Genomic DNA, 20,004 nt, shown 5'->3' with positions numbered 1-20,004 from the left:
CACCGTCCCGTCACAGGTCGCCCCGGTCGCCGACACGCCTGCCCCCGTAGACTCGCCGCCGTGACTGCCGACCCGTCGACAACACCCGCCCCCGAGCCTGCGACCGGCCAGGACGTCGCCTCCCGGGGCGTCACCCTGGAGATCGCCGTGCAGGACGTCGCGGGCGCGCGCGTCGCGGTCGCCGGCGGGGCCGACCGCCTCGAGCTGTGCGCCGCCCTCGCGGGCACCGGCGGCCTCACGCCGTCGGCGGGCATGGTCGCGGCCGTCGCCGACGCGCTGCGTGGCACGGGCGTCGGCGTGCACGTGCTCGTCCGTCCCCGGGCCGGGGGCTTCGTGTTCGACCCCGCCGAGGTCGACGTGCAGGTGCGCGACGTGCGCGCCGTCCTGGCCGCCGGCGCCGACGGCGTCGTCGTCGGGGCGATGACGCCGTCCGGCGAGGTCGACGCCGCGGCGCTCGCGGCCTTCGTCGTCGCGGCGGGCGGCGCCGACGTCACCTTCCACCGGGCGATCGACCAGGTGGAGCGCCCGGTCGCCGCCCTCGACACGCTGGCGGCCGCCGGCGTGCGCCGCGTGCTCACCTCCGGCGGCGCGGCGCGGGCGGGCGAGGCCCTCGACGTCCTCGGCTCCCTCGCCGGGCGCGGCGGAGAGCTCGGCATCGAGATCATGGCGGGTGGCGGCGTCCGGGTGCAGGACGTGCCCGCCCTCGTGTCGGCCGGCGTGCACGCCGTCCACCTCTCCGCACGACGCACCGTGGTCGCCGACGGCGGCCCCGGCGGCGGCGGGGCCAGCGGCTACGACGTGACCGACCCCGACGTGGTGGCCGCGACCCGCGCCGCCCTCGACGCCGGGACCGCCCTGTGAACGGGGTGGTGAACGCCGCGGTCGCGATGTCGGCGACCGACCCGGCCGAGGGGTACGACGGCTTCATCGGCTGGGTGCTGAGCCTCATGACGACGCTCGGCGAGGTCGGCGTCGGCGCGGCCGTGCTGCTCGAGACGTTCATCCCGCCCATCCCGTCCGAGGCCGTGCTGCCCGCCGCCGGTTTCCTCGCCTACGACGGGCAGATGAACGCGTGGCTCGCGATCCTCGCCGCCACCCTAGGCGCCGTGATCGGCGCGTGGGTGTGGTGGTTCCTGGGCTTCCTGCTGGGCCGCGACCGCACGCGCGCGATCGTCGACGCCATCCCGCTGATGGACGGCGCGGACTTCGACAAGGCGGAGGCGTTCTTCGCGAAGTGGGGACGCGTCGCCGTGCTCGTGGGCCGCTGCGTGCCGCTGGTGCGCAGCTTCATCTCCATCCCCGCGGGCATCGAGCGCATGCCGTTCTGGTCGTTCACGCTGTACACCGCCATCGGCTCCGGCGTGTGGAACGGCATCTGGGTGGGGCTCGGCTACGCCTTCGGGCCCGCCATCGAGCCCGTGCTGGAGCAGTGGAGCGGCATCATCTCCAACGCGGTGCTCGTGATCATCGGCCTGCTCGTGCTGTGGTTCGTCGTGGTGCGGCTGCGTCAGCGCTACCTCGCCCGCCGCGGCCCCCGCGAGCCCGAGCGCCGGCACGGTCGCGCGCGCTGACCCGTCGCCGAGGTAGTTCGAAAATCGCCGAGGTAGTTCCGGATCCCGCGAGATAGTGCACTACCTCGCCGAGAAACGAACTACCTCGGCGATTTTCGAACTACCTCGCGGGCTTTCGGACTACCTCGGCGGGGGTGCGGTCGAGGCGCGGACGACGAGGGACGTGGGCAGCCGCAGGTGGTGCTCGCGGGCGGTGCCGTCGAGAAGGTCGAGCACCATGCGCAGGGCCTCCGCGCCCATGCGGTGCATGGGCTGCGCGACGGTGGTCAGCGGGGGAGTGCTGCCCCACGACTCGGGGACGTTGTCGAAGCCGACGACGGACAGGTCCTCGGGCACGCGCAGGCCGAGCTCCTGCGCCACCTCGAGGACGTGGATGGCGGACAGGTCGTTGGCCGCGAAGACGGCGGTGGGCCGGTCGGGGCGGTCGAGCAGGGTGCGGACGGGGGCGTCGGCGAGGTCCGGCCGGTAGCCGCCGACCTCGACGAGCAGCGGGTCGACGGCGATGCCGGCGGCCTCGAGCGCCTGCCGGTAGCCCAGCTCGCGCAGACGGGCGGACTCCAGGTCGGGGCGGCCACCGAGGTGCGCGATGCGGCGGTGCCCGAGGCCGATGAGGTGCTCGACGGCCTCGCGGGCGCCGGTCGTGTTGTCGGAGTCGACGGTGGGGGTGCCCTCCGGTCCGGTGTGCGGGTCGACGGCGACCACGGGCACGGGGGAGTCGGGGGACAGGACCATCGTGGGCGTCACGACGATCGCCGCGTCCACCAGGGTGCCGGCGAGCCGGGACAGGGACCGCCGCTCCCAGCCGGCCTGGGCGCCGCCGTCGGTGCGGCCGGCGTAGGCGAGCAGCTCGTAGCCGGTGCCGTCGACCGCGGCAGAGATGCCCTTGAGCAGCTCGGTGGAGTACGGCTCGAACTCGGCGACGAGCACGCCGATGACGTTGGTGCTGGTGCGGCGCAGGCTGCGCGCCACCAGGGAGGACTCGTAGCCGAGGTCCTCGACCACGGCCAGGACGCGCTCGGAGGTGCCGGCCGCGACGCCGTACCGGTTGTTCACGACCTTCGACACGGTGGCCACCGAGACGCCGGCGACGCGCGCGACGTCGGAGATGGTGACGCGCCCCGGGGGCGGGGCGGAGGGGCCCGCGGCGGGCGGGTCGGCGGCGGTGCTCACGAGTCGACAGTATGCGGCACGACGGCGCCGGTCACGCGGTCCAGCCGCCGCCGTCGGCCCTCGGCGGGCGAGTGTTGAAATCGTTATCGAAAACGATTGACGAACCCGTCGCGCGCCTGCCACTCTCGTGCCCAGGAACTCTCCCCCGCGGCAGCGTCGCTGCCGTGCCCGTCGACGAAGACAAGGGATCGATGATGACGAGGACGAGGATCATGCGCGGCGCGACCGCGGTCGCGCTCGGCACCACCGTGGCGCTCCTCGGTGCCGCCTGCGCAGGCCAGGGCACCGGCGCCCAGGGCGGCGGCGGCGAGAGCAGCGCCGACGCCAGCACCATCACGTGGTGGCACAACTCGAACACCGGCGAGGGCAAGAAGTACTACGACCAGGTCGCCGCCGACTTCGAGAAGGACCACCCGGGCACGACCGTCGAGGTCAGCGCCATGGCGCACGAGGACATGCTCACCAAGCTCGACGCCGCGTTCCAGAGCGGCGACGCACCCGACGTGTTCATGGAGCGCGGCGGCGGCGAGCTCGCCGACCACGTCGAGGCCGGCCTGCTCAAGGACATCTCCGAGCCGGCGGCCGACACGATCGGCAACCTCGAGGCGTACATGCCCGGCTTCCAGGTGGACGGCGCGTCGTACGCGCTGCCGTTCTCGATCGGCGTGGTCGGCTTCTGGTACAACAAGTCGCTCTTCGAGGACGCGGGGATCACGGAGACCCCCACCACGATGGACGAGCTGTACGACGCCGTCGACAAGCTCAAGGCCGCGGGCATCACGCCGGCCTCCGTGGGCGCCGGCGACAAGTGGCCGGCCGCGCACTACTGGTACTACAACGTGGTGCGGCAGTGCGCCGCGGACACGCTCGACGCCGCCATCGCGGACGTCGACTACTCCGACCCGTGCTTCGTCAAGGCGGGCGAGACGCTCGACGACACGCTCGCCACCGAGCCCTTCAACAAGGGCTTCCTCACCACCGCGTCGCAGACCGGCCCCACGTCGGCCTCCGGCCTGCTCGCCTCCGGCAAGGTCGCCATGGAGCTGGCCGGCCACTGGGAGCCCGGTGTCATGCAGGGGCTCACGGAGGACGGCGAGGGCCTGGGCGAGGACACCGGGTGGTTCCCGTACCCGTCGGTCGACGGCCAGCAGGGCACCGAGGGCGCCCAGATGGGCGGCGGCGACGCGTGGGCCGTGTCGCAGGACGCGCCCGACGTCGCGGTCGAGTTCGCGCAGTACCTCCTGAGCGACGAGGTCCAGCAGGGCTTCGCCGAGCGGGACATGGGCCTGCCGACCAACCCGACGGCGTCCGCGTCGGTCTCCGACCCGGCGCTGGCCGAGCTGCTCGAGGTGCGCGACGGCGCCCCGGAGATCCAGCTCTACCTCGACACGCTGCTCGGGGCCTCGGTCGGCGGCGCGATGAACGACGCGATCGCCCTGCAGTTCGCCGGCGAGGCGACCCCGCAGGACGTCGTCGACGCGGTGCAGTCCGCCGCGGAAGCGGACCAGTGACGGTCCGATGACGGACACCGCAGTCCGGTCCGCCGGCCGTGCCCAGGCACGGTCGGCGGACCGCCGTCCGGGGCGTCGCGGCCAGGCAGGGGCGTGGCGCAAGCGGGCGGAGATCGCCTTCTTCGTGACACCTGCCCTCGCCCTGCTGGTCGCGTTCGTGGTGGTCCCCGTGGCCACCGCCGTGCAGATGTCGCTGTACCGGTGGAAGGGCTTCGGCCCGATGGTCGACTTCGTCGGCCTGCGGAACTACGTCTCCGTGCTGACCAACGAGGTCTTCACGGACGCCGTCGTGCACAACCTCGTCATCGTCGTCGGCTCGATCCTGCTGCAGCTGCCGCTCGGTCTCGCGATCGCCCTGCTGCTCAACCGCAAGATGTGGGGCCAGGGCCTGCTGCGCACCATCATCTTCGTGCCGTACGTGCTGGCGGAGGTCATCGCCGGCGTCGTCTGGTTCCAGCTGCTGCAGCCGCAGTACGGCGTGATCGACACGATGCTCGCCGCCGTCGGGCTGCAGGGGCCGGAGCAGGGCTTCCTCGGCACCCCCGACTACGCCCTGTGGACCGTGCTCGTGGTGCTCACCTGGAAGTACCTCGGCCTGGCCGTGATCCTCTTCCTGGCCGGCCTCCAGGGCGTGCCCGACGAGCTGTACGAGGCGGCCCAGCTCGACGGGGCCTCCTGGTGGCAGGTGCAGCGGCGCATCACCGTCCCGCTGCTGGGCCCGACCATGCGCACCTGGGGCTTCCTGTCGATGATCGGCTCGCTCCAGCTCTTCGACATGGTGTGGATCCTCACCGGCGGCGGGCCCGCCAACGCGACCACCACGATGGCCACGTTCCTCGTCAACGAAGGCACCAAGCGGCAGAACTTCGGCATCGCCGGGGCCGCGTCGGTGGTGTTGTTCGTCATCGCGCTGGTGCTCGCGCTCGCCTACCAGAAGCTCGTCCTGAGCCGCGACAGCAAGGAGGGCGGTCGATGAGCGCCGTCACGGACACGGCCGTCGGTGGACCCCGCCGGGACGAGGGTCTCGACGGGCACGACCGCCGGGGGAGCAGGAGGTCGTTCTCCGGCGGGAGCCCGCTGGTCTACGCGATCGCCCTGGTGGTGGTCGCGGTGACCCTCGGCCCGGTGCTGTACGGGGTGCTCGGCGGCTTCCGCACCAACGCGCAGCTCGCGGAGGACCCGGCCGGGCTGCCCAGCCCCTGGGTGTGGTCCAACTACGCGGGCGTGCTCGCGGCGGACTCGCCGTTCTGGGGCTACTTCCTCAACTCCACGGTCATCGCGGTGCTCACGACCGCCGTCGTCGTGGTGTTCGGCGTCATGGCCGCCTACCCCCTGGCGCGGTACCGCTTCCGCGGGCGCGAGGCGCTGTTCCTGGTGTTCGTGATCGGGCTGCTGTTCCCCGCGACCGTGGCGATCATCCCGCTGTTCATCCTCATCACGCAGAACTACCAGATGGGCAACACCTGGTGGGGCGTGGCGCTGCCGCAGGCGGCGTTCGCGCTGCCGATGACGGTCGTCATCCTGCGCCCGTTCCTCATGGCGCTGCCGACCGAGCTCGAGGAGGCGGCGCAGCTCGACGGCGCCAGCCGGATCGGGTTCTTCTGGCGGATCCTGCTTCCCCTGTCGGGGCCGGGGATGGTGACCGTCGGCGTGCTCGCGTTCGTCGGCTCCTGGAACGCCTACCTCCTGCCGCTGCTGGTCCTCCAGGGCGACATGCGGACGTTGCCCCTCGGCGTCGCCGACTTCTCCTCGGAGCACTCGGCCGACACCGCTGGCGTGTTCGCGTTCACGACGCTGGCGATGATCCCTGCGCTGGTGTTCTTCCTCGCGATGCAGAAGCGCATCGTGAACGGCCTGCAGGGGGCCGTGAAGGGATGACCGAAGGAGAACCCGTGACCCACGCCCCCGTGGCACCCGCCGCCCCGACCGAGATCCCCGCGACGCCCGTGGTGTCCGACCGCGTGCGCGCGCTGCACGCCCGGATGACGCTCGAGGAGAAGCTCGCGCAGCTGGTCGGCTACTGGCTCGACCAGGGCGGCGAGGTGGTGGCGCCGATGCAGGGCGAGATGGCGTCCGGCGGCGGCCGGCTCGAGGAGGTCACGCGCCACGGCATCGGCCACTACACCCGCGTGTACGGCACGCGGCCGGTGGGCCCGGCCGAGCGGGCCGCCTGGCTGTGGGCGGAGCAGCAGCGGCTGCGCCGCGAGACGCGGCTCGGCATCCCCGCCCTCGTGCACGAGGAGTGCCTCACCGGGCTGTCCGCGTGGAAGGCGGCGACGTTCCCGACGCCGCTCGCCTGGGGCGCGTCGTTCGACCCCGAGCTGGTCGAGGAGATGGGCCGCGTCATCGGCGGCTCGATGCGCGAGCTCGGCATCCATCAGGGCCTGGCCCCCGTGCTGGACGTCGTGCGCGACCCCCGGTGGGGCCGGGTCGACGAGTGCATCGGCGAGGACCCGTACCTCGTCGGCACCGTCGGCACCGCGTACGTGCGGGGGCTGCAGGACGCGGGCGTGCACGCCACGCTCAAGCACTTCGTCGGCTACTCGGCGTCGCGCGCCGGGCGCAACCACGCGCCGGTGTCGGCGGGCCCGCGCGAGATGGCCGACGTCTTCCTGCCACCGTTCGAGATGGCGGTGCGCGACGGCGGGGTGCGGTCCGTCATGGCGTCGTACGTCGACGTCGACGGCGTGCCCATGCACGCGAGCACGGAATACCTCACCGGGATTCTGCGCGACACGTGGGGCTTCGACGGCGTCGTCGTCGCGGACTACTTCGGCGTCGCGTTCCTCGAGGTGATGCACCGGGTCGCCGCCGACCGCGGCCGGGCCGCCGCCCAGGCGCTCGAGGCCGGCCTCGACGTCGAGCTGCCGTCGGGCGACGCCTACCTCGAGCCGCTCGCCGCGCTCGTGCGCGAGGGCGCGGTCGACGAGCGGTACGTGGACCGCGCCGTCCTGCGCGCGCTGGCCCAGAAGGAGGACCTCGGGCTGCTCGACGACGACGCCTTCGCCGGCGAGCCGCCCGCGGTGGTCGACCTGGACTCGCCCGCGCACCGGGACGTGGCGCGACGCCTCGCCGAGGAGTCGCTGGTCCTGCTCGCCAACGACGGCCTGCTGCCGCTCGCGCGGTGGAGCTCCGCCCCGGCGCGCGTCGCCGTCGTCGGGCCCAACGCGCACCGCAGCGACGCCCTCATGGGCTGCTACTCGTTCGCCAACCACGTGCTGGCGCACCACCCCGAGGTGCCCAAGGGCTTCCACATCCCCACCGTGCTCGAGGCGCTCGGCGGCGCGTTCGGCGCGGCGGGCCTGCCACAGCCGGAGCTGGTGCACGCGGCCGGCTGCGACGTCGAGGGCGAGGACACGTCCGGGTTCGCGGAGGCGGTCGCCGCCGCGTCGTCCGCCGACGTGGCCGTCGTCGTGGTCGGCGACCACGCCGGCCTGTTCGGCCGCGGCACGGTGGGCGAGGGCAACGACGCCGAGTCGCTGGAGCTGCCCGGCGTGCAGCGCGGGCTGGTCGAGGCCGTGCTGGCCACCGGCACCCCGGTGGTCATGGTGATGCTGAGCGGGCGGCCGTACGCGATCGACTGGGCGCTCGACCCTTCGACCGGCTCAGGGCAGCGTGTGGACGAGTCGCCCGACGACCGGCGTCCGGGCGCGGTGCTGCAGGCGTTCTTCCCCGGCGAGGAGGGCGGCACCGCCGTGGCCGGCACCATCGCCGGCGCGGTGAACCCGTCCGGCCGGCTGCCCGTCTCGCTGCCGCGGTCGGCGGGGGCCCAGCCGTACTCCTACCTGCACCCGGTGCTGGGCGGGCCGTCGGACGTCACCTCCACCGACTCCACGCCGCTGCGGCCGTTCGGCTTCGGCCTGTCGTACACGTCGTTCGCCTACACCGACCTGACGGTCGACACCGAGGTCGCGGCCGGCGGCACGTTCGCCGCGGCCGTGCGGGTCACGAACACGGGGACGGTCGCCGGGGCGGACGTCGTGCAGCTCTACGGGCGCGACGTGGTCGGCTCGGTCACCCGCCCGGTGGCGCAGCTGCTCGCGTACCGCCGCGTGACGCTCGAGCCGGGGGAGTCCGTCGTCGTGACGTTCGCCGTGCCCACCACGCGGCTGGCGTTCTCCGGCCGCGACCTGGTGCGCGTCGTCGAGCCGGGCGACGTCGAGGTGTGGGTCGGGTCGCACGTCGCGGCCACCCCCGACGTCCGGCCGGACGACGTGCAGCACACGACCGGCGGCGCCATCACCAGTGCCCGCACGTCCGAGAAGCGGGACCTGCCGGGCACCGCCACGCCGCGCGCGACGCTCGTCGTCACGGGCGGCACCTACGCGGTGACCGTCGCCGACCCGCGGGTGGTGACGTCGACCGTCGCGTGACGACGCGGCGCGGGGGCGTCAGCCCTCGCCGAGCCAGCCTCGCCGGGCCGCCTGCACGCCGGCCTGGAACCTGCTCGAGACCTCGAGCCGCGCCATCAGGGCGGCGATGCGGCGGCGGGCGGTGGCCACGTGCACGTCGAGGTGGCGCGCCACCGCCTCGTCCTTGAGTCCCGCGGCGAGCATGAGGAGCAGCTCACGCTCCTCGGCGGTCGGCGCCCCGTCCGGGGCCGGGGCCCCCCGCGTGAGCCCGTCGCTGCCGACCACGAGCGGGACGGCGTCCGCCCAGAGCATCTCGAAGAGCGGGCCGAGGACGTGCGTGAGGATCCCGCCGCGGAGCACCAGCGCCGCCGCCCGGGCGTCGGCTGTCGAGGTGGGCGGCAGCAGCGCGGTGGTGCCGTCGACGAGCACGAGCTTGGACGGCAGGGAGGCGCGCACGCGCACGGACATCCCCAGGTCGACGAGGGCGCGCGTCCCCTCGACACGGCCGGGGAGGTCGAGTCCCTCCTGCGCGACGATCCGGCGGAACGTGACCCCCCGCCGCAGCGCCGCCTCGTCGGCGTCGGGACCCACCTTGAAGTGAGCGGACGGCTCGGGCGTGACCGCCGCGTCGTCCTGCGCGTAGGGCGGGGCGTCGAGGACCAACACCTCGCGCTCGGCCGCCATCACGATGTGGGTGCTCAGGCGGGCGATCTCGGGCAGGCCCACGACGAGGCCCACGTCGGCGACGGGCAGCCGCGCGTCCGGCGGCCACAGCGCGTCCGCGAGACCGTCGACCATCGCGTCCACCGTGCGCAGCTCCGCCTGCTGGGCGGCCAGCTCGGCCAGACGCCGCACGACGACCGTCCGCAGCGCCGCGCGCGGGGCGACGGCCCCGAAGGAGGTGAGGAACCCGTCGGCGGCGAGGCGCTCCAGCGCCTGCTCCGTCCGGTCGGGATCGAGCCCTACCTGATCGGCGAGCTGCGCGGTCGACGTCTCCCCGGTGCGCAGCGCCGCCCGGTAGACGGCCAGCATGTCGTGGTCCAGGCCGAGCCGGGTCAGCTCGGCGGGGTCGTCGCCGACGGCGGCCGGTGCGGTCCCGTCCCTGGTCAGCGGCTGGTCGGACGCGGCGCTGGCCATGCCGGGAGTGTGCGTGCCGCACGCCGCGGGGCACAAGTCGGCGCGCCGGGAGCGGGCACACCACGGCCGGGCAACCCGCGAGGGCTGCCCGGCCGTGGCCGGAAGGGTCAGGTCAGCACGTGCCGACCGGGCGGTCCCGCTTGACCAGGTTGGTGTGCCCGGTGGTGCCGTCGAACCAGAGCACCCGCTGGCCCTCGTCGGCGGCGGCGTAGATCTGCTCGCCGGGGCTGCACGACATCCGCTGCACGCCCTTCTTGCCGTCGGTGGCCACCTGGAAGAGCTTCGGCAGCGTCTCGTTGGCCCACGTGGTGGCGAACGGCGCCGAGGTGACGGTGACCGCCGCGTCCGAGGCGGTCAGCGTGGCCGCGAAGACGGAGCTGTCCGCGGACTCCGGGATCAGCGTGCGCGGGGCGGTGCCGTCGAAGCCCGCCGTGCGGACGGCGGCCTGGCCGCCGTCGGTGATGTCGTCGTCCTCGATCCAGAAGACGCCGGCGTCGGTGACGGCCGTCTGACCGATGCCCATCACGGTGGCGTTGTCCATCGGCATCAAGGTCTTGGTGCCGGCGACGGTGTCGAAGACCTCGACGCCGAGCCGGGGGCCGTCGGCCTCGTACCACAGCTTCGCGTACGCGATCTTGCCGTCATGGACCGACGGCAGGCCCGTGGAGACGTACGGGTTGCCGGGGTCGACCAGGCCCTTCTCGCCGGTCCTGGTGTTGACCCAGCCCACGTGATCGGTGCCGGTGGTGTAGTCCGTGACCGTCTGCACCATGAGGTCACCGTCGACCGCCAGGGACGAGACCGGGCCGTTGTGGCTGAACAGGACCGTCTTGGTCAGCCCACCGGCGACCGGTCGCGACCTGGCGAGGATGGACTCTCCGGTGAACTCCATCCACACCACGTTCGTGCCGTCGGTGTCGGCGTACACGTTGTAGTTGCCGTTGTTGGCGCTCACCAGCTCCGGCTGGCCCTTGCCGTTCGTGTTGCCCAGCCAGACCGAGTAGGGCTCGCTGCCGTCCTCGTTGGTGCGGGAGACGGCGTACTTGCCGCCGCCCGCACCGACGCCCGTGTCGGCGATGTTGTCGCTCGCGATCAGGACGTCGCTGTCGACGCCGAGGTCGGTCTCCCAGCCCGGCACGATGCCGTGCGCGGCGAACGCGGCCTGGACGACCTTCAGCTGCGCCTTGGTGACGCCCAGCTCCTCGGCGGCGGCGACCACCGCGGCGCGGCCGGCGGTGAAGTCGTCGAGCGGGGTCATGTACGCCGACAGGGCGCGGTAGACGATCGTGTCGGCGAGCTCGGGGTCGAGCCCCTCACGGATGTCCCACAGGGCGCCGGAGAAGATCGTGGAGTTGAGGTGGACGCCGCCGTTGTCGCTGCGGTAGGTGACGCCGATGAAGTCGTCGGTGGTGGCGCCGTCGTCCAGGTCGCGCAGGGCGCACTCGCGGGGGCCCGCGGTCGTGCACAGGTCCTCGCCCAGGAGCGCGGCGTCCGGGTCGTCCATCGAGACACCGTTCGCCTCGAGGTCGATCGCGTTGCCGAAGTAGTCGGCGAGGGCTTCGTTCATCGCGCCGGACTGGCCGACGTAGACCAGGTTCGCCGTGTGCTCGACGACGCCGTGGGTCATCTCGTGGCCGACGACGTCGGTGTCCGCGGAGAAGGTGCGGTAGTCACCGCCGCCCTGGCCGTAGACCATCTTGGTGCCGTCCCAGAAGGCGTTGTTGAACGGCTGACCACCCTGGACCACCCCGACCAGCGAGTAGATGTAGCCGTCGTCGCCGTCGAGACCGGCGCGGCCGTGGTGGTCCTTGTAGTAGTCGTAGACCTTTCCGGCCGCCCAGTGCGCGTCCACGGCACCGGTGTCGGTGAAGTCGGCGCCGACGTCGGTGGTGGTCGTGCTGAAGTACGTGATCCCGCTGGGCCAGCGGCCGGACGCCGAGGACGCCTCCCGGCCGCGGGCGTCGTACGTCGCCAGCATCGTGCCCGTGTACGGCGACGCCGGGTCGGTCTTGCTGTAGTCGATCATCTGGTAGACGCCCTTGCCGTCCTTCCAGAAGTTCAGGTCGACGGTGTCGCCGTTGTAGCGGACGCCGGAGACCTTGCTGACCAGCGGGTTGTCAGCGGTCGGCGCGGCCCCCGGAGCCTCGCTGGTCTCGCCGATCTCGGCGGCGGCTGGCTCGGCGCCGGTGCCGCCGAAGGTCTTGATCGAGCTGTACTGCAGCACCGGGAAGCCGGCGTCCGCGTCGACGTACACCTCCTGCTTGACGGGCATCCCGTGCTCGTCGACGCCGGTGACGGTGATGTGCCGGGTCAGCACGCCGTCGCCCTGCGGCAGGACGGTCAGGCCGTTCGCCTCGCCGGAGAACGTCTTGGCGGTCTCGATCGAGTCCTTCCGCAGCATGCTGCCGGGCCGATCGGCGACCGCGGCGACCGCGCGCTCGATGGCGACCTCCTCCGAGACGGCGGGGGTGACGGAGTCCAGGTCGAGGTCGGTGAAGTACCGGCCCGACGTCCCGGTGACGGTGCGGTCGGTGCCGGACTTCTCCATCCGGACGACGTACTCGCCGCCCAGGACGTCGACGCCCCGGTACTGCTGCTGCAGGCGGACGACCTCCTGCCCGTCGGTGCTCTCGGTACCGGCGGCCGTGAGGTTCCGGCCCGGCTGGTCGATGTGGAACCGGCCCGGGTGGGCGCCGAGGTAGCGCTGGGCCGCCTTGGTGGCGCCGACCGACCCGTTCGCGGCGTCGTCGAGCCCGGTCACCAGCGCGGGCGTGTCCGTGGTGGTCTCGCCGCCCGTGGTCGGGGAGGGGGCCGGGGTGGCCGCCGGCGACTGCGGAACGCTGCCCGTCGGCTGCGCCGACGCGACGGCCGGCAGACCGGTCACGACCAGGCCGGCGGCGACGAGCGCCACGAGGCCGTACCCCGACACCCGTCGACAACGCCGGCGCGTGTCCGGTCCGTCCGTCCCTGCTCGTGCCTCGTGCTCGTGCGCTGAGGTCGCCATCTGCGTCTCCTTCGTCCAGGGGTGGAACCCGCTCGGTGGGTCCAGGGAACGGGCGGCGCGGTGCCGCGGTCAACGACCTGCAGCGCCGACAAGTAGGCATGCGCAGATGTGAACGGGAGGCGTCCGGCCTACCGTGCGTGGCCGGGCACCCGCCAGGATGGGGCATGGCCACCCTGCTGCACCGCGTCCGGTCCGTCGTCGCGCCGGTGACGCGCACCCGCGCGTTCCGGGCGGTGGCGCCGCGGGCGCTGCCGCCCGTCGAGCGGGCGCTGGCGCGGCTCACCCGCGGAAGGTTCCAGCTCAGCGCGGTGCTGGTGCCGTCGCTCGTGCTGCACACGACCGGGGCGCGGTCCGGGGAGCCGCGCGACACGTACCTCATGTACACGCCGCTGGGCGGCGGCCGGCTGGTGGTGGCGGGCACGTCGTTCGCGCGCGACCGGCACCCGGCGTGGACGTACAACCTGCTCGCCCACCCGGACGCCGCGGTGAGCATCCGCGGCCGGCGGTACCCCGTGCGGGCCGCGCTGATCGAGGACGACGCCGAGCGCGACGCCGTGTGGGCGCGCATCGAGGCGCAGTGGCCCGGCTACCGCGGGTACGAGCGCGACTCCGGCCGCGTGGTCCGGCTGTTCGCGCTGCGGAGGCCGTAGGTTCTCCCGGAGCCGGGCCGCCGCGCGCGGCCGCGAACGAGAGGAACCCATGCCCGCCGACGTCCCCGCCGACGCCCGGCCCGCCACGCACCGCGTGCGGGTCGCCCGCCCGTCCCCGCCGCGCCGGGACCACCTCGAGCTGGGCGACCCGGCGGGGACCGCCGACAGGATCCGGGTGACCGGCCGGTACCTGGAGCGGGCCGGGCTGCCGTGGTTCCCGGTGACCGGCGAGGTGCACTACGCGCGCATCCCGCGCGAGCGCTGGTCCGAGGTGCTGGGGCACGCCAAGGCCGGCGGGCTGAGCTCGGTGGCCGCGTACGTCTTCTGGCAGGCGCACGAGCCGCATCCCGGCGACTTCCGGTGGGGCGGCGACCTCGACCTGCGGGCGTTCGTCGAGCTCGCGGGGCACCACGGCCTCGACGTGGTCGTGCGCATGGGCCCGTGGGGGCACGGCGAGGCGCGGTACGGCGGCTTCCCCGACTGGCTCGTGGCGCGCGGGATCGCCACGCGGACGAACGACCCGGCCTACCTCGAGCTGGTGCGCGCGTTCTACGGGCAGACGATCGCGCAGCTGGACGGGCTCACGCACGCCGAGGGCGGGCCGGTCGTGGGCGCGCAGATGGACAACGAGCTGTACGACCAGCCGGAGCACCTGGCCACCCTGCGCACGATCGCCGAGGACCTCGGGCTGCGGGTGCCCGTGTGGACCGCGACCGGCTGGGGCGGCGCGCAGGTGCCGCCCACGCTGCTGCCGGTGTACGGCGCGTACGCCGACGGCTTCTGGGAGGACACCGCGACCGAGTGGCCGGCGTTCGGACCGGTCCACTTCAGGTACAGCACGGTGCGCGACGACCTGTCCGTCGGGGCGGACCTGCGCGAGGCCCTGGACGGGATCGCGGTCGACGCCGACGGCTCCGCGGGGCGCACGGACGACGACGCCCTGCCGTACGTCACGTGCGAGCTCGGGGGCGGGATGCACGTGGCCTACCACCGTCGCCCCCTGGTGACGCCCGAGGACGTGGCCGCGCTGGCGCTGGCGAAGATCGGCAGCGGTTCCGCCTGGCAGGGGTACTACATGTACGCGGGCGGCACCCAGCGCGTCGGGCCGCACGGCACCGAGCAGGAGTCGCACGCCACCGGGTACCCGAACGACGTGCCCACCCGCACCTACGACTTCGGCGCCCCGGTGGGCGAGCACGGCCAGGTCCGCCCGCACCACCACCTGCTGCGGCGCCAGCACCTGTGGCTCCAGGCCGACGGCGCGGCTCTCGCGGCGATGACGACGACGGTCGGCGGCGGCGAGGACGTCGACGACACCGCCGAGCTGCGCTGGTCGGTGCGCGCGGACGGCGAACGCGGGTACGTCTTCGTGACGACCTACCAGCCGGCGCGCCGCCCGCTGGAGGCGCAGCCCGGCGTCCAGGTCGCCGTCGAGCTGGACGACGCGACCGTCACCGTCCCCGCGCGCCCGGTCGACCTGCCGGCCGGCGTCTCGGTCGCCTGGCCGCTGCGCTACCCGCTCGCCGACGGGCTGGTGCTGCGCAGCGCCACCGCGCAGCTCCTCACGCGCCTGACGGACGGCGGAGGAGCGGACGGCAGAGCGGACGGCGGCGAGCTCGTCGTGCTGGTCGCGACCGACGGCGTGCGGGTGGAGCTGGTGCTCGACGGCGACGTGGAGGCGACGGGCCCGGTGGTCGCCCGGGTCGAGGACGGCGCGACCGTCCTCGACCTCGCCGGAGCGCCGGGGCCGGGCACCGTGGTCGGGCTGCGCGCCGCGTCCGGGGCCGCGGTGCGGGTGCTGGTGCTCGACGAGGCGTCCGCGAACCGGCTGTACCGCCTCGACGTCGGCGGCCGGGAGCGGCTCGTGCTCAGCGACGTCCCGGTCCACGCGCTCGACGGCGCGCTGGTCGTGTACGCGGACGTCCCGGAGGCGACGGTGTCCCTGCTGCCCGCGCCGGCGGCGCTCGCGGCGTCGACGGGAGACGCCGCCGCCGTCGTCCCGGTGCGGGACGCGGGAGGGCCCTGGGGCTCGTGGACGCTGGCCGTCCCCGGCGCCGGCCGCCGCCGGGTCGCGGCCGGCCTGCGCCCGCACGCCCCGGCTCCGCCGGAGCCCGCGCGCGGCGGCCCGATGGACCGCCTCAGCGCCCCGACCGACTTCTCCGGGGCGGCCCGGGTGCACCTCGACGTCCCGGGCGAGCTGCTCGCCGGGGTCGACCGCGCCCTCCTGCGGGTCTCGTGGACCGGCGACGTCGGCCGCGCGCTCGTGCACGACGAGGCCGGGGGCGACGAGGTCGTCGGCGACCACTTCTGGCACGGCCGGGACTGGGACGTCGACCTCACGCCGTGGCGTGACGACGCCGCCCGCGCCGGGGTGACGCTCGAGCTGCTGCCCTGGCGCCGCGCCACGGGGGTGTGGGTGGACCCGTCCGTGCGCGACGTGCCCGACGGGATCACCGTGGCGTCGGTCGACGTCGTCCGGACCGCCCGCGTGGTGCTCGTCGCGGCCGACGACGCCCTAGCCTCGTAACCCCCCGGACCTCTCGTCAGGAGCCCCGCCCCCCGTGACCGCCAGCCTTCGCGCGCGCCGCAACGCGCTGTTCGCGCTCTTCTTCCTCAACGGCATCGCCATCTCCTCGTGGGTCACGCGCACCCCCGACGTGCGCGACCTCGTCGGCGCGTCGACCGGGCAGATGGGGCTCATCCTCTTCGGCCTGTCCGTCGGGTCGATGATCGGGATCCTGGCGTCCGGCCCGCTCGTGTCGCGGTGGGGCACCCGGCCGGTGATGGTCGTCGGGACCGTCGCCATGGCGGTCGGCGTGGCCGTCGTCGGCCTGGGCGCGGCACTCGGGGAGGGCGCGGTCGTCGCCCTCGGGCTCGGCCTCGTCGGGGGCGGCATGGGCGGCGGCGAGATCGCCCTGAACGTCGAGGGCGCGGAGGTCGAGCGGCTCCTCGGCCGCTCCGCGCTGCCGGCCATGCACGGCTTCTTCAGCCTCGGCACCGTGGTCGGCGCCACCGTGGGGATGGTGCTCACGGCCGTCGGGTTCCCCGTCGTCGCACACCTGCTGATCGTGTCCGCGGCGATGCTCGCCGGGCTGGCCGTCGCGATCCGGCCGATCCCCGCGGGCGTCGGCCGGCGCGTCGCCGCCGAGCGGGTTGGCACCGCGGCGGACGGCGGCCCCCGGCCCGCGGTGTGGAAGGACGCGCGGCTGCTGCTCATCGGCGGCATCATCCTGGCCCTCGCGATGGCGGAGGGCACGGCCAACGACTGGCTGCCGCTCGTCATGGTGGACGGGCACGGCTTCGACGCCGCGCTCGGGTCGGCGGTCTACGCCGTGTTCGCCGCCTCGATGACGGTCGGCCGGTTCGTCGGCGGCCGGTTCGTCGACCGGTTCGGCCGGGCGGCCGTGCTGTGCGCGAGCGCCGTCGTCAGCGCCGCGGGGCTCGCGCTCGTCGTCGTGGTCGACCAGCAGTGGGTGGCCGCGGGCGGCGCCGTCCTGTGGGGACTGGGCGCCGCGCTCGGGTTCCCCGTCGCGCTGTCGGCGGCGGGCGACTCCGGCGAGAACTCCGCCGCCCGGGTCTCGCTGGCCGCGACCCTCGGCTACGTCTCGTTCCTCGTGGGGCCGCCGGTGCTCGGGTTCCTCGGCGAGCACTACGGGCTGCGGTCCGCCCTGGTCGTGGTGCTCGTCCTCGTCGCCGCGTCCGCGTTCCTGGCCCCCGCCGCCCGGACCCCGGAGCGGGACCGCCCCACGGCGCTCGGCCTGCCGGACGACGCCGTGCGCGAGACGATCGACCGATGACGACCGACGGCGACATCCAGCAGACCATCAGCGACCTCATCGCCCGCGAGCGCGAGCTGCGCGAGCGGCTGTCCCGGGGCGAGATCGACGCGAGCACCGAGCACGAGGAGCTCGCCGCCGCCGAGACCCGCCTCGACCAGTGCTGGGACCTGCTGCGGCAGCGGCAGGCGGCGCGGGAGTTCGGCGGCGACCCCGACGCGGCGACCGTCCGCTCGGCCGACGTCGTGGAGCGCTACCGCGGGTAGCCGCGCCGTCGGAGGCTCCCGGCCTCAGCGCCCGACGAGCCCCATGTGGTGGGCGTCGTAGCGGTTGCCGTGCACGCCCACGCTGGTGGCGAGCCCGTCGAGGTCGGCACGCTCGTCCGCGGACAGGCCCACCGCGGTGGCGGCGGCGTTCTCCTCGACCCGCTCGAGCCGGCGGGTGCCGGGGATGGGCACGACCCACGGCCGCTGGGCGAGCAGCCAGGCGAGCGCGACCTGGCCGGGCGTGACGCCCTTCGCCGCGGCGAGCTCCTTGACGTGGTCCACGAGGGCCTGGTTGGCGGCGAGGTTCTCCCGCTCGAAGCGGGGGACGCGCCGGCGGATGTCGCCGTCGGCGAAGGTGGTGGAGGTGTCGACGGTGCCCGTGAGGAACCCCTTGCCCAGCGGGCTGAACGCCACGAGGCCGATGCCGAGCTCCGCGAGGGCGGGCAGCACCTCGGCCTCCGGGTCGCGCGTCCACAGCGAGTACTCGCTCTGCACGGCGGTGACGGGGTGCGCGGCGTGCGCGCGCCGGATCGTCTCCGCCGAGGCCTCCGAGAGGCCGAGGTGGCGCACCTTGCCCTCCGCGACCAGCTCGCCGACCGTGCCGGCGACGTCCTCGATCGGCACGTCCGGGTCGACGCGGTGCTGGTAGAACAGGTCGATCCGGTCGGTGCGCAGCCGCTGCAGCGACGCGTCGGCGACGCGCCGGATCTGCTCGGGCCGGCTGTCGAGGCCGCCCTGGCCGCCCTCGATGTCGAAGCCGAACTTGGTGGCGACCACGACCTCGTCGCGCACGGGGGCGAGCGCCTCGCCGACGAGCTCCTCGTTGACGTACGGGCCGTACACCTCGGCGGTGTCGACGAACGTCACGCCGCGGTCCACCGCGCCGCGCAGGACGGCGATCATGTCGTCGCGGCTGCCGGGGTTGGGGCCGTAGGACTGGGACATGCCCATGGCCCCGAGGCCGATCGCCGAGACCTCGAGCCCCTGTCCGAGGGTGCGGGTGTGCATCGTGCTGCCTCCTGGTGCTTGCCTGCTGGTGTCGGTCACGCCTCCGCGGCCTCCAGCCGTCCCGACGCAACGGCGTCGAGGAAGGCCGCGTAGTCGCGGTCGTTCTGGTCGGCGTAGGCGTCCGCGAAGGCCGCGACCGCCCGGTCGAAGCGGTCGCCGTGGCCGAGATAGGCGGCGACGGCGACGCGGTCGCCCGAGCGGGCGTGCGCCCGCGCGAGCGCCTCTCCGCAGACCCGGGCGTAGGCGCGCGCCCCCGCGGCGTCCATCGCCTCCACGTCCACCCCGCCCTTCCAGTCGTAGAGCTGGCGGATATAGAAGTCGCGGGCCGTGCCGTCGGCCCCGGCGACGCGCTGCCAGCCGAGGAAGACGTCGCCCGCCGCCTGCATGAGCCGCTGCCCCCGCACCACCCGCTCGCCGTGGTTGTCGTACCGGCTCGGCGGCAGGAAGCGCTCGAGCACCGAGCTCTCCGCCTCCTTGGCCTGCAGCACCAGGGTGTCGGAGTCGTCGCGGCCGCGCAGCAGCACGACCCACGCGCGCGTGCCGACGCTGCCGACGCCCACGACCTTGCGCGCCATGTGCACGTAGGAGTACTCCGCCATCGGGTGATGCTCGTGCTGGAGCGTCGGCACGTACGACGCGATGAGGTTCCGCATCCAGTTCTCCGCCCGCTCCCGTTCGCGCGCGACGGGCACGATGTCCTCGACGGGCACGATGAGCGGCGGGCTGGCCGCGATGCGCAGCCGGCCCTCGACGACCTCGACGAGCTTGGCCGTCGCGCGCGTGCTGTCCTTCGTCCGGGCCTTGGCGAGGGCCGCTTCGGTCCGCTCCACCTGCTTGCGGCCGACGCGCCTCGCGCGGTGCTCGTCCTCGACGTAGGCCACGATGCGATCCGCGTCGAGCCGGTCGTACCACCCCTCGAGCACGCCCGACCCGGCCTGCCGCAGCATCTGCTCGCGGTAGGCACGCACGACGGTGCGGTCGATGTCGCTCCGCTCCTCGGCGCCGAACCCGCGGTACCGGCCCGCCACCTCGAAGCTGGTGGTCAGCCGCTTGACGTCCCACTCCCACGGGCCCGGGAGGGTCTCGTCGAAGTCGTTGAGGTCGAACACCATGGTCCGCTCCGGTGTGCCGAAGACGCCGAAGTTCGACAGGTGCGCGTCGCCGCAGACCTGGGTGACGAGGCCCGACACGGGCGTCTCGGCCAGGTCGGTGGCCATGAGCAGCGCGGCGCCGCGGTAGAACGTGAACGGCGACACCATCATGCGCCGGTGCCGGATCGGCACCAGCTCCGGCACCCGCGTCGTCTCCTGCTCCTCGAGGAGGGAGACCGGGTCGGCGCGACCGGGGGCGGGCGCCCACCCCGCATGCGACGACCTCGGGACCCGGCGCCGGGCGCTCCTGCCCTGTTCGGCCCGGCCCGCGAAGTCGTCCGGCGGCGCGGCCTCCTCGGCCCCGGCGCTGCCCGCGCCCACGTTCTCGTCGGTGCTCATCTGGCCACCTCCGACCCTCGTCGGGTCCTGGAGCCTGCTGTCGAGGTCGGGCCTGGTGGTCACGACCGG

15 protein-coding genes are annotated in these 20,004 nt (G+C 74.2%); 10 read left to right on the top strand and 5 right to left on the bottom strand.

Annotation, left to right across the window (positions count from 1 at the left end):
- The first annotated feature begins 135 nt into the window (after positions 1–135).
- Positions 136–861 (top strand): copper homeostasis protein CutC, encoded by a 726-nt coding sequence (locus tag ACQFYA_RS18940; RefSeq protein ID WP_499127609.1) that lies wholly within the window; start codon positions 136–138, stop codon positions 859–861.
- Entirely contained in the window at positions 858–1,571 is a 714-nt protein-coding gene (locus ACQFYA_RS18935) for a DedA family protein (protein ID WP_499126738.1), read from the top strand. Before ACQFYA_RS18940 ends, ACQFYA_RS18935 begins: the two co-directional genes overlap by 4 nt.
- A 120-nt stretch (positions 1,572–1,691) precedes the next feature.
- On the opposite strand, the gene ACQFYA_RS18930 is transcribed toward ACQFYA_RS18935, so the two are convergent.
- Positions 1,692–2,741, bottom strand: a complete 1,050-nt coding sequence (locus tag ACQFYA_RS18930; protein ID WP_499126736.1) for a LacI family DNA-binding transcriptional regulator — start codon at positions 2,739–2,741, stop codon at positions 1,692–1,694.
- Positions 2,742–2,935: 194 nt separating this feature from the next.
- On the opposite strand from ACQFYA_RS18930, the gene ACQFYA_RS18925 reads away from it, so the two are divergent.
- The 4 genes from ACQFYA_RS18925 to ACQFYA_RS18910 are packed head-to-tail and all read left to right on the top strand — an operon-like array spanning position 2,936 to position 8,625.
- The gene (locus ACQFYA_RS18925) at positions 2,936–4,252 is read left to right on the top strand and encodes an extracellular solute-binding protein (RefSeq protein ID WP_499126734.1); all 1,317 of its coding nucleotides are present in this window, start codon (positions 2,936–2,938) and stop codon (positions 4,250–4,252) included.
- A 7-nt stretch (positions 4,253–4,259) separates the two neighbouring features.
- Positions 4,260–5,228 (top strand): carbohydrate ABC transporter permease, encoded by a 969-nt coding sequence (locus ACQFYA_RS18920; protein WP_499126733.1) that lies wholly within the window; start codon positions 4,260–4,262, stop codon positions 5,226–5,228.
- On the top strand, positions 5,225–6,130 hold the full coding sequence (locus ACQFYA_RS18915; protein ID WP_499126731.1) for a carbohydrate ABC transporter permease: 906 nt from the start codon (positions 5,225–5,227) through the stop codon (positions 6,128–6,130). The genes ACQFYA_RS18920 and ACQFYA_RS18915 overlap by 4 nt, the downstream gene beginning before the upstream one ends.
- The gene (locus tag ACQFYA_RS18910; protein WP_499126729.1) at positions 6,127–8,625 is read left to right on the top strand and encodes a beta-xylosidase/alpha-l-arabinosidase; all 2,499 of its coding nucleotides are present in this window, start codon (positions 6,127–6,129) and stop codon (positions 8,623–8,625) included. The genes ACQFYA_RS18915 and ACQFYA_RS18910 overlap by 4 nt, the downstream gene beginning before the upstream one ends.
- A gap of 18 nt (positions 8,626–8,643) precedes the next feature.
- Here the strand turns inward: ACQFYA_RS18910 and ACQFYA_RS18905 are convergent, their stop codons facing one another.
- Positions 8,644–9,741 carry a helix-turn-helix transcriptional regulator gene (locus ACQFYA_RS18905; protein ID WP_499126727.1) on the bottom strand — a complete coding sequence of 366 codons (1,098 nt, stop codon included), beginning with the start codon at positions 9,739–9,741 and terminating at the stop codon, positions 8,644–8,646.
- A 112-nt stretch (positions 9,742–9,853) separates the two neighbouring features.
- On the bottom strand, positions 9,854–12,745 hold the full coding sequence (locus tag ACQFYA_RS18900) for a M4 family metallopeptidase (protein ID WP_499126725.1): 2,892 nt from the start codon (positions 12,743–12,745) through the stop codon (positions 9,854–9,856).
- A gap of 164 nt (positions 12,746–12,909) precedes the next feature.
- Between ACQFYA_RS18900 and ACQFYA_RS18895 the strand changes: the two genes are divergently transcribed.
- From ACQFYA_RS18895 to ACQFYA_RS18880, 4 genes are read left to right on the top strand one after another with little or no spacing between them, the layout of a single operon-like run.
- Positions 12,910–13,395 carry a nitroreductase family deazaflavin-dependent oxidoreductase gene (locus tag ACQFYA_RS18895; RefSeq protein WP_499126723.1) on the top strand — a complete coding sequence of 162 codons (486 nt, stop codon included), beginning with the start codon at positions 12,910–12,912 and terminating at the stop codon, positions 13,393–13,395.
- A gap of 49 nt (positions 13,396–13,444) precedes the next feature.
- Positions 13,445–15,922, top strand: coding sequence for a beta-galactosidase (locus ACQFYA_RS18890; RefSeq protein WP_499126722.1), 2,478 nt, complete (start codon positions 13,445–13,447; stop codon positions 15,920–15,922).
- Positions 15,923–15,956: 34 nt separating this feature from the next.
- Complete coding sequence (locus tag ACQFYA_RS18885) at positions 15,957–17,192, top strand: MFS transporter (RefSeq protein ID WP_499126720.1); 1,236 nt, start codon at positions 15,957–15,959, stop codon at positions 17,190–17,192.
- Positions 17,189–17,437, top strand: a complete 249-nt coding sequence (locus ACQFYA_RS18880) for a DUF2630 family protein (RefSeq protein WP_499126718.1) — start codon at positions 17,189–17,191, stop codon at positions 17,435–17,437. The genes ACQFYA_RS18885 and ACQFYA_RS18880 overlap by 4 nt, the downstream gene beginning before the upstream one ends.
- 24 nt (positions 17,438–17,461) lie before the next feature.
- Here the strand turns inward: ACQFYA_RS18880 and ACQFYA_RS18875 are convergent, their stop codons facing one another.
- Both ACQFYA_RS18875 and ACQFYA_RS18870 read right to left on the bottom strand, forming a co-directional pair.
- On the bottom strand, positions 17,462–18,445 hold the full coding sequence (locus ACQFYA_RS18875) for an aldo/keto reductase (protein WP_499126715.1): 984 nt from the start codon (positions 18,443–18,445) through the stop codon (positions 17,462–17,464).
- Between the two features lie 35 nt (positions 18,446–18,480).
- Positions 18,481–19,935: a DUF2252 domain-containing protein gene (locus ACQFYA_RS18870; protein ID WP_499126712.1), complete on the bottom strand. Its 1,455-nt coding sequence runs from the start codon at positions 19,933–19,935 to the stop codon at positions 18,481–18,483.
- Positions 19,936–20,004: the final 69 nt, after the last annotated feature.

It is taken from the genome of Promicromonospora sp. Marseille-Q5078 (assembly GCF_050315395.1).
Taxonomy (GTDB): domain Bacteria; phylum Actinomycetota; class Actinomycetes; order Actinomycetales; family Cellulomonadaceae; genus Isoptericola.
This window is presented reverse-complemented; position numbering and strand designations above follow the sequence as displayed.